10 protein-coding genes and 1 pseudogene are annotated in these 13683 nt (G+C 64.7%); 6 read left to right on the top strand and 5 right to left on the bottom strand.

The window, feature by feature from the left end; genetic code table 11:
- Positions 1-20 precede the first annotated feature (20 nt).
- Entirely contained in the window at positions 21-821 is an 801-nt protein-coding gene (gene hutG, locus HUK82_RS00055) for an N-formylglutamate deformylase (RefSeq protein ID WP_176611985.1), read from the top strand.
- Here the strand turns inward: hutG and HUK82_RS00050 are convergent.
- On the bottom strand, positions 809-1744 hold the full coding sequence (locus HUK82_RS00050) for a LysR family transcriptional regulator (RefSeq protein WP_176611984.1): 936 nt from the start codon (positions 1742-1744) through the stop codon (positions 809-811). The two genes, hutG and HUK82_RS00050, sit on opposite strands and share 13 nt — an antisense overlap.
- A gap of 117 nt (positions 1745-1861) precedes the next feature.
- Between HUK82_RS00050 and HUK82_RS00045 the strand changes: the two genes are divergently transcribed.
- Positions 1862-2581 (top strand): pirin family protein, encoded by a 720-nt coding sequence (locus tag HUK82_RS00045; RefSeq protein WP_176611983.1) that lies wholly within the window; start codon positions 1862-1864, stop codon positions 2579-2581.
- Between the two features lie 27 nt (positions 2582-2608).
- Here HUK82_RS00045 and amaB read toward each other — a convergent pair whose 3' ends face one another.
- Positions 2609-4126 (bottom strand): L-piperidine-6-carboxylate dehydrogenase, encoded by a 1518-nt coding sequence (gene amaB / locus HUK82_RS00040; RefSeq protein ID WP_176611982.1) that lies wholly within the window; start codon positions 4124-4126, stop codon positions 2609-2611.
- 163 nt (positions 4127-4289) lie between these two features.
- On the opposite strand from amaB, the gene HUK82_RS00035 reads away from it, so the two are divergent.
- The gene (locus HUK82_RS00035; RefSeq protein ID WP_176611981.1) at positions 4290-4637 is read left to right on the top strand and encodes a RidA family protein; all 348 of its coding nucleotides are present in this window, start codon (positions 4290-4292) and stop codon (positions 4635-4637) included.
- A 12-nt stretch (positions 4638-4649) separates the two neighbouring features.
- Here HUK82_RS00035 and HUK82_RS00030 read toward each other — a convergent pair whose 3' ends face one another.
- Positions 4650-7043 (bottom strand): heavy metal translocating P-type ATPase, encoded by a 2394-nt coding sequence (locus HUK82_RS00030; protein ID WP_176611980.1) that lies wholly within the window; start codon positions 7041-7043, stop codon positions 4650-4652.
- Between the two features lie 657 nt (positions 7044-7700).
- Between HUK82_RS00030 and HUK82_RS00025 the strand changes: the two genes are divergently transcribed.
- Positions 7701-9566: a Hint domain-containing protein gene (locus HUK82_RS00025; protein ID WP_176611979.1), complete on the top strand. Its 1866-nt coding sequence runs from the start codon at positions 7701-7703 to the stop codon at positions 9564-9566.
- 58 nt (positions 9567-9624) lie between these two features.
- Here the strand turns inward: HUK82_RS00025 and HUK82_RS00020 are convergent, their stop codons facing one another.
- Complete coding sequence (locus HUK82_RS00020; protein ID WP_176611978.1) at positions 9625-10824, bottom strand: SMP-30/gluconolactonase/LRE family protein; 1200 nt, start codon at positions 10822-10824, stop codon at positions 9625-9627.
- 54 nt (positions 10825-10878) lie between these two features.
- Complete coding sequence (locus HUK82_RS00015; protein ID WP_176611977.1) at positions 10879-11916, bottom strand: NAD(P)-dependent alcohol dehydrogenase; 1038 nt, start codon at positions 11914-11916, stop codon at positions 10879-10881.
- Positions 11917-12116: 200 nt separating this feature from the next.
- Here HUK82_RS00015 and HUK82_RS00010 point away from each other — a divergent pair, with 200 nt between their 5' ends.
- Together HUK82_RS00010 and HUK82_RS00005 are read left to right on the top strand one after the other, a co-directional pair.
- Positions 12117-13406, top strand: a complete 1290-nt coding sequence (locus HUK82_RS00010) for an NAD(P)/FAD-dependent oxidoreductase (protein ID WP_176611976.1) — start codon at positions 12117-12119, stop codon at positions 13404-13406.
- Between the two features lie 85 nt (positions 13407-13491).
- A pseudogene (locus tag HUK82_RS00005) lies at positions 13492-13683 on the top strand (damage-inducible protein); the annotation flags it as partial.

Raw genomic sequence — 13683 nt, 5'->3', positions numbered from 1 at the left:
ACACGGGACAGAAGACCACCATGGATCCAGCCCTTTTCACGCTCAACCCCGGCACGACGCCGGTTCTGGTCACCATTCCGCATGCGGGGCGGCACGTGCCCCGCGACATCCTCGATCGCTTCGGCTCGATCGGCCAGGCTTGCGTGGATACCGACTGGTGGATGGAGGCGCTGTACGACGGTGCGGCGGCGCGCGGGATCGGCGTGCTGCGGGCGACTCATTCCCGCTATGTCGTCGATCTCAATCGCGGCGCGGATGACGGCGTCCTGTATCCCGGCCTCCCCGTCACGGGCCTCGTCCCGCATCTGACCTTCGACGGAGACCCGATCTATCGCGATGGCGAGGCACCGGGTCCGGACGAGACGGCGGCGCGGGTGGCGTCCTACTGGCGTCCCTATCACGACGCGATCACGCAGGAACTCGATCGCCTGCGCGCCCAGTTCGGCACCGCGATCCTGTGGGACGCCCATTCGATCCGTTCGGAAATCCCGCGCCTGTTCGAAGGCGTCCTGCCCGACCTGAACATCGGCACCCATGACGGCGCGTCGTGCGCGGCCTCGCTTGCCGATGCGGTGCGACAGGTGGCGGCCGCGTCAGGCTACAGCCATGTGTATAACGGCCGCTTCAAGGGCGGTTACACCACACGTCACTACGGCCAACCGGAACGCGGCATCCACGCGATCCAGCTCGAACTTGCCCAGACGACATATCTCGCCTCCGAGAACGCGCCCTGGCCGGTGTCACCGGCCAAGGCCGACGCGCTGTGCACGACCATCAACGCCATGCTCGACCGCCTTCTGGGCTGGTGTTACACGTCCTGACGGGGATCATGGTCGATCGCCCAGGGCGCGGACGAAAGACGCGAACGCAGATACTCCATCAGGACCGACACCCGGGCCGGGCGCAGCGCGCCGGGCGGCGTCACCAGATGGAGCGCGATCGGCGCCGCCCCCCAGTCGGGCAGCACATGTTCCAGAACCCCGTCGCGCAGTTCGCGCCAGATCATGAACTCGGGCATCAGGGCAATCCCGCAACCGGCCCTCAGCGCCGGGAGGAACGCCTCCGCATTGTTGGACCGCAACCCGCCCGACAGGGTGACCTGATAGCTGTCGTCGCCGGGGCCGGTCAAACGCACGGTCCCGGGTGACGCGACGCCGGTATAGACAAGGCCTGGACGGTTCTCCAGATCGCGCGGATGCGCCGGCTGACCGAACCGATGCAGGTTCTGGGGCGAAGCGACCACCAGAAGCCGGACCGCACACAGTCGCCGTGCCCGCAGCGACGACGTGGCCAACGTCCCGATCCGCAGCGCCAGATCGTAGCCGCCACCGACGAGATCGACGACGGCGTCATTGAAATCGACCTCGATCTCGACAGCGGGATAGGCCGCCATGAAGTCCGGCAGGATCGGCGCCAGATGCATCAGGCCGAACGACATGGGCGCCGATACGCGCACGCGGCCCGCCGGCACCGGTGCCCGGTCCTGAATCTCGGCCTCGATCAGCTCCCCTTCGGCCAGAAGCCGCGCCGCGCGGTCCACAGCCCCGCGCCCTGCCTCGGTCAGCGCCAGTTTGCGCGAGGTACGATTGAGCAGCGCGACGCCCAGGCGCTGTTCCAGGCGCGTGATGGCCTTGGAGACCGTGGGCTTGGACAGGCGCAGGGCCTCGGCCGCCTGCGCGAAGGACCGGGTCTCCACCACCTTGGCGAATATGGCCCAGGCTTCGAGGTCAGGCAGTCGATTCATGAAACATCCGGCATCGTTGTCTTTCCATCATTGCCATTTCTATGCGTCCGGTCGAGCGCTATTTCTGGGTTCGTAAACAGAACCGGGGGCCAGTGCCCGACCGGTAGGAGACGACAGATGATCGATATCAGACCCTTTGCGAGCCTCGGTGCCGCGAATCACGGCTGGCTCGATGCCCATCACCACTTTTCGTTCGCGTCCTATCACGATCCCGATCGCGTGCACTGGGGCGACCTGCGCGTGTGGAACGACGACCGTATCGCACCGGGCGCAGGCTTTCCGTCCCACCCGCATCGCGACATGGAAATCATCACCTATGTCCGCGAAGGCGCCGTGACGCACGAGGACAGTCTGGGCAACCGCGGCCGGACCGAGGCCGGGGACGTGCAGGTGATGTCGGCTGGCAGCGGTATCGTGCACAGCGAATATAATCGCGAATCCACGCCTACCGACCTGTTCCAGATCTGGATCCTGCCACGCGAGCGTGGCGGCGCACCGACCTGGGGATCGCGTCCCTTCCCGCGCGACGCGCGCGCCGGGCAGTTCATTACCCTCGCATCGGGCTATGCCGAAGACGAGGGCGCGCTGTCTATCCGCGCGGACGGCCGTGTGCTCGGGGCCACGCTAAAGGCGGGTCAGACGATCGAACATCGCCTCGACGGGCGCCAGGGCTACCTCGTCTCCGCCAAGGGGCGTGTAACGATCGCCGATGCGGACGCGACGGCCGCACCGGACACGCTCAACCCGCGCGACGGCGCGGCGATCGGCGGGGTCACCACCCTGCGCATAACCGCGCAGGACGACGCGGAGCTGGTACTGGTCGAAACCGGCGCCTGATCGGCGACGTCGCACCGACGCGGGCGCTTAGCCCACGTCGAAGGTTACACCCTGCGCGAGCGGCAGCGAACGGCCATAGTTGATGGCGTTCGTCTGCCGCCGCATGTATCCGCGCCATGCGTCCGAACCGGACTCCCGGCCGCCGCCGGTCTCTTTCTCGCCCCCGAACGCCCCCCCGATCTCGGCGCCCGAGGGGCCCATGTTCACGTTGGCGATACCGCAATCCGACCCGGCAGCGGACAGGAACTGCTCGACCTCGCGCAGGTCGGTGGCGAAGATCGACGATGACAGCCCCTGCGGCACGCCGTTCTGCAACGCGATGGCGTCCGCCAGCGTCGCATATTTCATCACATAGAGGATCGGGGCGAACGTCTCGTCCACGACTGGACCGACCTGTCCGGGCATTTCCACCAGAGCCGGACGCGCATAGAACGAGGCGTCCCCGTTCACGTCCACGCGCTCGCCACCATGGACGATGCCACCGGCCTCGCGCGCGGCCGCAAGGGCATCCTGCATCGCCTCGAACGACGCCCTGTCGATCAGGGGGCCCACCAGCGCATGGCCCGCGATCGGACTTCCGACCGAAATCGTCTGGTAAACCCGGACAAGTTTCGGAACCAGCACATCGTAGACGCTTTCATGCACCATCAGGCGCCGCAGCGTCGTGCAACGCTGCCCGGCCGTGCCCATCGCACCGAACGCGACGGCGCGCAGGGTCAGGTCCAGATCCGCCGACGGCGTGACGATCGAAGCGTTGTTACCGCCGAGTTCAAGGATCGACCGACCGAAACGCGCGGCCACGCGCTGCGCCACATCGCGCCCCATGCGGGTCGAGCCAGTTGCCGAAACAATGGCCACGCGCGCGTCGTCCACCAGCGCCCCGCCCACCTCACGCCCACCCATCAGCACCTGAGCCAGCCCCTCTGGTGCGGCACCAAAACGCGCCAGCGCGCGTTCCAGAAGCGCGTGCGTCGCCAAGGCCGTCAGCGGTGCCTTTTCCGATGGTTTCCAGATAATCGTGTCCCCGCACACCAGCGCCAGCGCGGCATTCCACGCCCACACGGCGACCGGAAAATTGAAAGCCGAGATAATGCCCACGACACCGGCGGGGTGCCATTGCTCGGTCAGGCGGTGGTCGGGGCGCTCGGACTGGATGGTCAGGCCATACAGTTGGCGGGACAGGCCCACGGCGAAGTCGCAGATGTCGATCATCTCCTGTACTTCGCCCAGACCTTCGGACACGACCTTCCCGACCTCGAGCGAGACCAGACGGCCCAGCACATCCTTGTGCGCGCGCAGTTCCTCGCCCAGCAGGCGCACCAGTTCGCCACGGCGGGGTGCCGGAACACGCCGCCACGCCGTAAAGGCCGTCTGCGCGCGGGCGACCACGTCCGTCACGTCCGCCGCCGCGCCCTGCGGCACGGTTGCGATGGTCTCGCCCGTGATGGGCGACGCGACAGCCAGATCGCCGCCGATAAAATGGCGTTCGGCGATGCCCAATCCCCGAAGAAGGCCGCTGACCTCTGCTGCAATCGCCTGTGTCATGATGCTGCTCTTGTTCCGTGTGAGTGTGCCTTCAGGGAATGGAAGCCGTGTTCAGATGCGTCAAGACCGCGGCAGCCGGAGAGGGTGCCGTCCATCGGCGATTTCCGCTACGAACGGCGGCCCGGTGGCGGCGGACGCCACCCGACAACACAACGGAGCCGTCATGACCCTCACTCGCCTTGCCCCCGAAGACCGCCTCACCGGCGCTGTCGTGCACAACGGACTGGTCTATCTCGCGGGGCAGGTCGCCGATGACGCCTCGCTGGACGCCGAAGGGCAGATGGCCGACATCCTGCGGCAGGTGGACGCCCTTCTGGCCGAGGCTGGTACCGACAAGTCCCGGCTGATCTCGGTTCAGATCTTCCTCGCCGATATCGGCGACATCACCGCCATGAACCGCGCATGGGACGCGTGGCTGGATCGCGACAACAAGCCCGCGCGGGCGACGGTGCAGGCCCTGCTGGCGCACCCCGACTGGAAGGTCGAATTGACCGGCATCGCCGCCCTCTGACGGTCCGGTGCTTCAGGACGCCGGCGACACGGGTGGCCGCCAGCGTCCGAGAAGCAGCGCATTGCCGACGACCGACACCGAACTGAGCGCCATCGCCCCCGCCGCGACCATCGGGCTGAGCATGCCCGTCGCTGCCAGCGGCACACCCAGCAGGTTGTAGGCAAACGCGAAAAACAGGTTCTGCCGGATGCAGCGCAGGCTGGCGCGCGACAGGGACAACGCGTCCGTTACCCCGGTCAGGTCACTGCGCATCAGCACGACATCGGCGGCCTCGATCGCGATATCGGTCCCGGCGCCGATCGCAAATCCGACATCGGCCGCGGCCAGCGCCGGCGCATCGTTGATGCCGTCACCCACCATGCCAACGCGCGCCTGCGCTCCGCCGTCGCGCCGCAGTACCTCCAGCAGATGGGCCTTGTCCGGCGGTGCCATCTCCGCCCGTACGCTGTCCAGACCAAGGTCTGACCCGACACGCGCGGCGGCGCGGGCGTTGTCGCCGGTCATCATCACCGTGCGAAGGCCCTGCCGACGCAGCGTGTCGATCACCTCCCGTGCCTCCGGCCTGATTTCGTCGGCCAGAGCAATATATCCGACGACCACGCCCTCACGCAGCACGCACACGACCGTCCGGCCCGCCGTCTCCCACGTGCTGATCAGCGTTTCATCAAGGGCGGCAGCCTTCTCGCGCGCGGCCCGAGGGGCTGCGATCAGGACAGCCGCGCCGCCGATACGGCCCGTTACACCAATGCCGGGCAGGACCACGATATCCCGGGCGGTCGTCCCGCTCACCCCGGAGCTACCTCCGGCGGCCGCGCGGATCGCCACGGCCACCGGATGATCCGTCCCCTGTTCGATGGCCGCGGCAATGTCCAGGAGGCCGGCCACCGTCCCCTCGCCCACCGGCACGGCCTCCACGACCCGCACCGCACCGCGCGTGAGCGTTCCGGTTTTATCGAACGCGATCGTCGTCAGCCCCGCCGCCCGTTCAAGGGCACCGGCATCGCGGAACAGGATACCGACCTGCGCCGCCCGTCCCACGCCGACCATCAGGGCGGCGGGCGTTGCCAGGCCCAGCGCACAGGGGCAGGCGATGACCAGGACCGAGACCGCGTTCACCATGGCACTCACCGGCCCGAACCCCAGTATGACATCGGCCGTGGCCGTCAGGAGGGCCAGCGCGACGATGACGGGCACGAAGATCGCCGACACGCGGTCGGCGAGGCGCTGGACCGACGCCTTGGTTCCTTCGGCGGCCTCGACCATCCGGATGATGCGGGCCAGCGCCGTGTCGGACCCGACAGATGTCGCGCGCATCCGCACCGCACCCGTGCGGTTTACCGTCGCAGCGAATACCTCGCTGTCCGGTCCGCGCGTTACCGGCACACTCTCTCCCGTCAACATCGACAGGTCGACATCGGTCGTGCCCTCCACGATGACCCCATCGACCGGAAAGACATCACCCGGGCGCACCAGCAACACGTCACCCACGCACACCCGCTCGGCCGGCACGTCGACAACCTGCCCCGCGTCCAGGCGATGCGCGACACGCGGCGCGCGGTCGAGCAACAGGCGGATACCGTCACCCGCGCGGCGGCGCGCCCGGGATTCGAGCCATCGCCCGAGGGTCACCAGCGTCACGATTATGGCGCTCGCCTCAAAATAGACCGGCTGGGCAAGGCCGAGCAGGGTTACGACAACGCTGAACCCGAACGCGATGGAGGTGCCAAGCGCCACCAGCACGTCCATGTTCGCCCCACCCGTGCGCACCGCGTTCCAGGCGTTGCGGTAGTAGGGCCACGCGCACCATGTCTGCACGACCGTCGCCAGCCCAAGCTGCACCTGGCGGGACAGAAGGTCATGACCTGTCGAAAGCATTGCGAGCATGTTCAGCAGCAACGGCACGGACATGGCGACGGCCAGCGATAGACGAAAACGCGACCGGCGATCGGCTCTGCGGTTGCCGTCCTGCGCCGATCGGCCTTGGGCGGCAACCGGCTGGGCATCGAAGCCGAGCGCACGGATACGCGCCACGATCGACGCTGCATCTGTCGCCCCGTGCGGCCACGCGACGTGGGCGCGCCCCCGCGCGCTGTTCACCGCCGCCCGCACGCCGGGCATGCGGTTGAGGCTTTTCTCGATCCGGGCGGCACAAGACGCGCAGGTCATACCGCTGACGGCCAGATCGATCTGCGTTTCCGGGACCGCAAAGCCGGCACGCGACACGGCCTGAAGCACCGCGCCGGTCGAGGCCGCCGCGCCGTCGTCCGCAAGCTCGATGCGTGCGCGGCGGGCGGCGAAGTTGACGCTGGCCTCAACCGCCTCAAGGCGGCCGAGTACTTTTTCCAGCCGCGTGGCGCACGCGGCGCATGTCATACCCTCAATCGGCAGTGTGATCTGACGCGGCATACCCGATCATCCCGAAGTGAAGTGCTACAATATACCCCCAAGGGGTATACGCGGGCAACAGCCTCCCTCGCGCTGCCGGTCGCGGCAGCTTCCGGTCGGGTTGACGCAGTCCCAACATCGCCGCGTCGGTGAGGATGCGACAGGCGTGGTCGACCCGTCCACTGACGTCGCAGTCCGAAGATGCCTTCCAGCGGACACAGACACAGGGGCCGAGGAACGGGTTCGTGATTCGGTCCCACATATATCCGATGCGGTCGTTGCGAAGTGAACAGAGGCTCCGGAAGGGCGTCCTGTGCGCGTATGAGTATTTTTTCTATCGATCAAAGCCCCTAATCACACAATGTTTTTGGAGGGGGGGGTATCAGCACAAAAAGTATACTTTTGGTAATTTCTCACAAAAAAAATTATTCCCATTATAGTCTCGATTTGAAAATTATTATTTTTAATATTCTATTATTAATAGAAATTACACAATTTTTTACAAAACAAACATAAAAATACAAATATAGGGCCAATTATCACATATACGTGATAATCTGCGCTATGGTAAATTTTATGTTGCCTTAAACCACCAGAACATGACTTTAACTATTGTGTTAGATATTTCGTATCGCCGGATTTAACAATTTCCCTGATTATCATTGAGGTGAATTTCCTATGGCCAGCACCTACACGAATCCAGCCAACGGCGTGACGTACACGGTCTCCGACGCCTTTCTCGGTATCAGCACCGTCACCATCACCCAGGCCGGCGCACCTACGACGACGGTGACCGGCGTTCCGCACAGCGTGCTCTCCGAACACATCGTTACCGGCTCCGACAGCGTCGGCAGTCTGGCCAGCGTGCTTGGGGGGACCTATGTGTCTGTTCCGGGCTCGACAGGCAGTATCAACATCCTTCTGGCCCTCGCGACCGCGCCAACACTGTATATCGGCGGCACCACGTCCATCGACGTAGCCATTCAGGCGGCAGCGGCCATAACCGTGAATGTCTATGGCGGAGCAGCATCTTTCACGGGCGGCCTGCTCGCGGGTGCGCTGTCCGGCTCGACCATCAATATCGGGTATGGAGGCACCTACAGCTCCGGGACGAACCTGATCAGCATCCTTCAGGGGACGACCATCAATTTTACCAGCGGTGGCGGGACGCTGGTGCTCAATGCAGGTGGAAGCGTTCTGAACCTTCTCTCCAGCAGCGGCTCGAACGTCACACTGAACAACTACAACCCGTCGCTGGACACCATCGAACTACAGAACACGACGGCCGGCATTACCGGTTATACGGTCAGCGGAACGTCAACGGCAAAGACCATCACACTCTATGGTGGCAGCGGCAATGCGACGGTCGCGACCTATTCCGTCAACCTCGCGTCCGGCGTTACCCTTGCAAACGGGACCTATAACACGGTCAACAGTTCGACGAACAATCCGCTGAGCATTACGTATGACGGCACCAACACCTATATCGGGGTCTGCTTCCTGGCAGGCACGCTCATAGACACGCCTCAGGGGCCTGTCGCGATCGAAACCCTGGAAAAGGGTTCCAAGATCATTGCCTATACCGATCGCGGAACCGAACTGCGCGACGTTATCTGGAGTGGCACCGCGCACACCGTCGTCCAGACAGACAAACCCGACGATCAGGCCGGCTATCCCGTCAGGATTCGCCAAAACGCCCTTGCGGACGGCGTCCCCAACAAGGACCTTCTGGTAACGCCGGAACACTGCCTCTTCTTCAATGGCCGGTTTGTCCCAGCCCGCCTCCTGATCAATGGCTCGTCCATCGCCTACGACCGCACCATTCTGTCGTATGACTATTTTCATATCGAGACGGAACAGCATTCCATCATCGTCGCGGATGGCGCAATGACCGAAACCTATCTCGACACCGGAAATCGCGGCCAGTTCACCCAGTATGGAAATGTGGTGACGATCGCCGGACGGGCGACACCCCGGACACCGCGAACGTGGCTTGCGGACGCGGCCGCCCCGCTGTGCGTCGACCGCGCCGTCGTCGAACCACTCTATAACACAATTCTGGCACGCGCCCGGGCACTCGATTTTGACGTAAAAGAGCCAGAGATGGCGCTGACCACCGAACGCAACGTGCATCTCGTAACGGCGAACGGCAAGATACTGCGCCCCGTCCGGGAACAGGAGGGCCGTCTGATCTTCATGATCCCACCCGGCGTCCAGAGCGTCCATATCCGCTCCAACGCGTCCCGGCCCTGCGATGCGATCGGCCCCTTCGTCGACGATCGCCGCACCTTGGGCGTTCTGGTTGGTGACATCACCCTGTTTGACGCCAATCACTCGACCGTGCTGGACGCGCACGTCACGAGCGACACGCTGTCCGGCTGGGATATTCGCGAGGCGGCGCTGTGCCGCTGGACGAATGGTAACGCGACGTTGCCGCTGGGCGCGCGCGAAGCCGGCACTATGGCCTTACTGGCACTCCAGATCCTCGCCGGTGGTCCCTACGTCGTTGATGAAAGGCACGCCACGCTCAGCAAATCGGCCTGATACCGCCGGTCCCGGGCCTCGCACCATAACGTCGTGCGGGGCCCGGCGCCGTCCGTCTTCAGCTCGGAGCGGCCCCCTGCGTCTGAACCTGAAGCGTATAGATCGACTGCCCGCACATCATCATCAGCATATTCCGCTTGGGTCCGGCGAATGTCAGGTTCGCGCACAGTTGCGGCAGCCGGATGCGCCCCAGAACCTTTGCGTCGGGCGAAATCACAACCACACCGCGATAGCCCAGCGGGCCGCTGACACCGCACCACAGATTGCCGTCGACATCGACCTTGAAACCGTCGGGCGGGCACTTCACCCCCTCGATCACCATGTCGTGGAAAACACGCCGGTGCGTGACCTTCGTGCCTTCGACGTCGAAGGCGTATATGACGGACTGACCGCCCGGACCGTCCGTTCCGGGGCCCTTGGTGGTACTGGCGACATACAGGGTGCGATAATCCGGCGAGAACGCGATGCCGTTCGGATCCGGCACGTCAGCCCCGGAAATCACAAGATCGATACGACCGGATTTATCGATCCGGTAACAGTTTGATGGCAATTCGCGCTTCTGGTTCGCAATCAGCGTCGGTTGGTCCTGCCCGATCAGCGGATTGAGCCGACCACCGGGATTGGTCGGTCCGCCCGCGGCGTCGGGATGGCCTTCCGACAGCGTGTCGCCATATGTGGGGTCGGTGAACCAGACGCTGCCGTCGGGATGAACCGCCATGTCGTTGGGCGAATTGAGGGGCTTTCCATCGAAACTGTCCGCCAGCACGCGATACACGCCGTTATGCTCGCGCCGTATGATCCGGCGATAAAGATCCTGCTGGATGATCTGGCGTCCTTCGAAATCGAAGGCATTCCCATTGCTGTTGCCGGAATCGCCATTGAGAACGGTGACCGCACCTGTCTCCCACAGATAGCGATACTGCCGATTGGCATGGACATCGCTGAAGACAAGGTAATTGCCCTGCTCGGACCAGGCCGGTCCTTCAAGCCAGAGCCCCTTGTCCCACACCCGACGAAGCTGCGTAATGCCCAGCAGATAAGGTTTGAAGCGATCATCGAGAACGATAATGTCGGGATCGGGATACATCACGGGCGGACTGCCCGGCCCCCATTCCCGCGGCGGCACGCTGACGACGCTTGGCGGTTGCGGCGAAGCCGCGCTTGCCGACGATATGAACCGCGTCGCAACAGCCGATGCCGTCAACCCCATGATACCGCGACGCGAGAGCGTGTAGCGGCTTGAAACCGTCTTCTGCATTCCGGACCTTTCCAGTCTTCTCAATACTTTATTACGAGACATCGTACGAACAGATCACAAGCGAATCTGGATCTTGACGTCCGACGGACGCGCCTCCACGGCACGATCGAAGGCTTCGATACCGTCCTTCAGGTCGTACGTGACCGATACCAGAGGCTTGAGATCGGCACGGCCCGACGCGATGGCGGCGATGGCACGGTCATAGACATTGGCGTAGCGAAATACCGTCTCGATCGTGATCTCCTTTGCCTGGGCGGCGACAATATCGAACGGCACCTTGTCGATCGGCATGCCGACCAGCACCAGGGTTCCCCCCGGACGTACCGCGCCCAGCGCGTCGTCATAGGCGCGGGCGTTGCCACTGGCCTCGAACACCACGTCCGCGCCCCAGTCGGCACCGCATTCGCGGCGGACGGTTTCGGCCAGTGTCGTCTCGGTCAGGTTGACCGGTACGATGTTGGCATATCGGGCCGCGATCTCCAGCTTCGGCGCCGCCACATCGGACACGATGACCTTGCTGGCTCCATTCGCCAGCGCGGCCAGTGCCGTCATCAGGCCGATCGGCCCACACCCGGTGACCACGCACACATCCCCGATGGACACCCGCCCCTTCACCGCAGCCTGCACGCCCACGGCGAAAGGCTCGACCATCGCCCCTTCGGCAAAGCTCACCTGATCCGGCAGTCGAAAGGTGAAGGCTGCCGGATGGACGACCAGCGGAGTGAGGCACCCGTGCACCGGGGGCGTGGCCCAGAAGCGCACAGCCGGGTCGACATTGTACAGTCCAAGACGGGACGCACGGGAGTTCGGGTCGGGTATGCCCGGCTCCATGCACACCCGGTCGCCGACTTTCAGCGTCGTGACGTGCTCACCCACCGCCTCGACCACACCCGCCGCCTCGTGCCCGAGAATCATGGGTTCGCGCACCACGAACGGGCCGATCCGCCCATGCGTGTAATAGTGGACGTCGCTGCCGCAGATGCCGACGGTGTGAATACGCACCCGAACATCGTCAGGCCCCACGGCCAGATCGACCGGAATATCGCGAAGAGCCAGTTTTCCTTTGGCTTCCAGAACAAGGGCTTCCGCCATCGTTTCCTCCTTTTTTTGCTCTTGCGGCCTATCTGACGCCATACCCCGGCATTGGGCAATAGCGCGATCACACCCCGTCAGCCCCGCACGCATGGCCCCCTTACAATGTGGACAAATTTAGTCCTACTATCCGCGTCCCTTGATTCGACGCTCCCCGAGGGCGCCGGTCGCGCGTGACTGAAACGGGAGACAACCACTCCATGACCAATAGCGACAAGCCAGTGCGCATCGTGATTGTGGGCGGGGGCGTGGCAGGAATGGCGCTGGCCACACGCCTTGGCGAAAGCCTGGGGCGCACCGGCCGGGCATCCGTTACGCTGGTCGACAAGAGTTTCGCGCATGTGTGGAAACCTATCCTGCACTGTTTCGCCGCAGGCACGGCGCGCAATCCCAACGACCGAATCAGCTTTCTGTCTCAGGCCAGCCGCCATCATTTCGAGTTCTGGCCCGGCGAAATCCAGGCCCTGGACCGCACGGCCAAGCGTCTGACCCTCGCACCGATCACCAGCCCCGATGGCGCACAGGTGCTGGGCGAACGGACCCTGGACTACGACGCGATGATTCTGGCCATCGGCAGTCGCGCCAACGATTTCGGCACGCCCGGAGTCGCCGAACACTGTCTGTTCATCGACAATCTGGTCGAGGCACGCGCCTTCAACGACCGCTTCCGGGCCGAGCAGCTTCGTGCTTTCGGCAACGCTCAGGGGCTGGACATCGCCATCGTGGGGGGCGGCGCGACCGGCACGCAGCTTGCCGCCGAACTGCACAAGGCACTCGATCTGGTTGCCCTGTACAGCTTCGGACGCACACCCCCGCCGCTGAACATCACCTTGCTCGAGGCCGGTCCCCGGATCCTGCCGGCCTTTCCCGAAAGTGTCTCGGCCGCCGCCGTCAAGGAACTCCAGGCCATCGGCGTCACGGTGCGCACAGGCTCACAGGTCAGCGGCGCGGACGCCGAAGGGCTGATCCTGAAGGACGGCAGCCGCGTGCGGGCAACGCTGCGGGTCTGGGCGGCAGGGGTCAAGGCGCCGGAGGTAACCACCCGTATGGGCGACCTGACACTCAGCCGTACCGGCCAGATCGAGGTGGCCCCCAACCTGCAAAGCCGCGCCGATGCGTCCATCTTCGCGGTGGGGGACTGCGCCTGTATCACCGACGATCCGGTGGCGCCCACCGCCCAGGCCGCCCGCCAGCAGGCGCTGCATCTGATCCGCCATTTCCCCGCCTGGATCGAGGGCAAGGCCATTCCGCCCTTCCGGTTCCGCAACCGCGGCGCCGTGGTGGCGCTGGGCGACTATAACGGCTGGGGCGCATTCCCCGGCGGCGCGGTGTTCGGCGGCGGCTGGCTGCGCGGACTGTCGGCGCGGCTGGGCCACATTATGCTCTATCGCCAGCACCAGTTCGCGGTCTTCGGTGTGGCCCGTGGCCTGCTGGCATGGTTCGTCGACTGGCTGGAAAGCTTCGTACGTCCCTCCGTCCGTCTCGACTGAGGCGGGCGCAAACCCCTTGACTAACCCCCTAACAAAGGAACAAAACACGAACATACTCCATCTGTCTGCGAGCCCGCCCGCCGCCATGTCCGCCGCCACGCCCGCCCTCGAACAGCTCCGTGACCGAATCCGTCGGCTGGAAGGCCGCACGCACGACCCGCGCCGTACCGTGCTGCCCTTCGGGATCGAGGCGATCGATCGGGCACTGCCGGGTGGCGGCCTGATGCTGGGCGCCCTGCACGACATTGCCGGCGGAGGTGCCGATGCCCAGCACGGC

It is taken from the genome of Ameyamaea chiangmaiensis (genome assembly GCF_013376175.1).
GTDB classification, from domain to species: domain Bacteria; phylum Pseudomonadota; class Alphaproteobacteria; order Acetobacterales; family Acetobacteraceae; genus Ameyamaea; species Ameyamaea chiangmaiensis.
Note: the sequence above shows the minus strand (reverse complement) of the source record. Positions and strands in the feature narration are given on the sequence as shown.

Excerpts from the sequence above, each read along its gene's own strand:
- amaB (WP_176611982.1), bottom strand. The coding sequence starts at position 4,126 with ATGACACAGGCGATTGCAGCAGAGGTCAGCGGCCTTCTTCGGGGATTG.
- HUK82_RS00045 (WP_176611983.1), top strand. The coding sequence starts at position 1,862 with ATGATCGATATCAGACCCTTTGCGAGCCTCGGTGCCGCGAATCACGGC.
- HUK82_RS00035 (WP_176611981.1), top strand. The coding sequence starts at position 4,290 with ATGACCCTCACTCGCCTTGCCCCCGAAGACCGCCTCACCGGCGCTGTC.
- HUK82_RS00030 (WP_176611980.1), bottom strand. The coding sequence starts at position 7,043 with ATGCCGCGTCAGATCACACTGCCGATTGAGGGTATGACATGCGCCGCG.
- HUK82_RS00050 (WP_176611984.1), bottom strand. The coding sequence starts at position 1,744 with ATGAATCGACTGCCTGACCTCGAAGCCTGGGCCATATTCGCCAAGGTG.
- hutG (WP_176611985.1), top strand. The coding sequence starts at position 21 with ATGGATCCAGCCCTTTTCACGCTCAACCCCGGCACGACGCCGGTTCTG.
- HUK82_RS00010 (WP_176611976.1), top strand. The coding sequence starts at position 12,117 with ATGACCAATAGCGACAAGCCAGTGCGCATCGTGATTGTGGGCGGGGGC.
- HUK82_RS00020 (WP_176611978.1), bottom strand. The coding sequence starts at position 10,824 with ATGCAGAAGACGGTTTCAAGCCGCTACACGCTCTCGCGTCGCGGTATC.
- HUK82_RS00015 (WP_176611977.1), bottom strand. The coding sequence starts at position 11,916 with ATGGCGGAAGCCCTTGTTCTGGAAGCCAAAGGAAAACTGGCTCTTCGC.
- HUK82_RS00025 (WP_176611979.1), top strand. The coding sequence starts at position 7,701 with ATGGCCAGCACCTACACGAATCCAGCCAACGGCGTGACGTACACGGTC.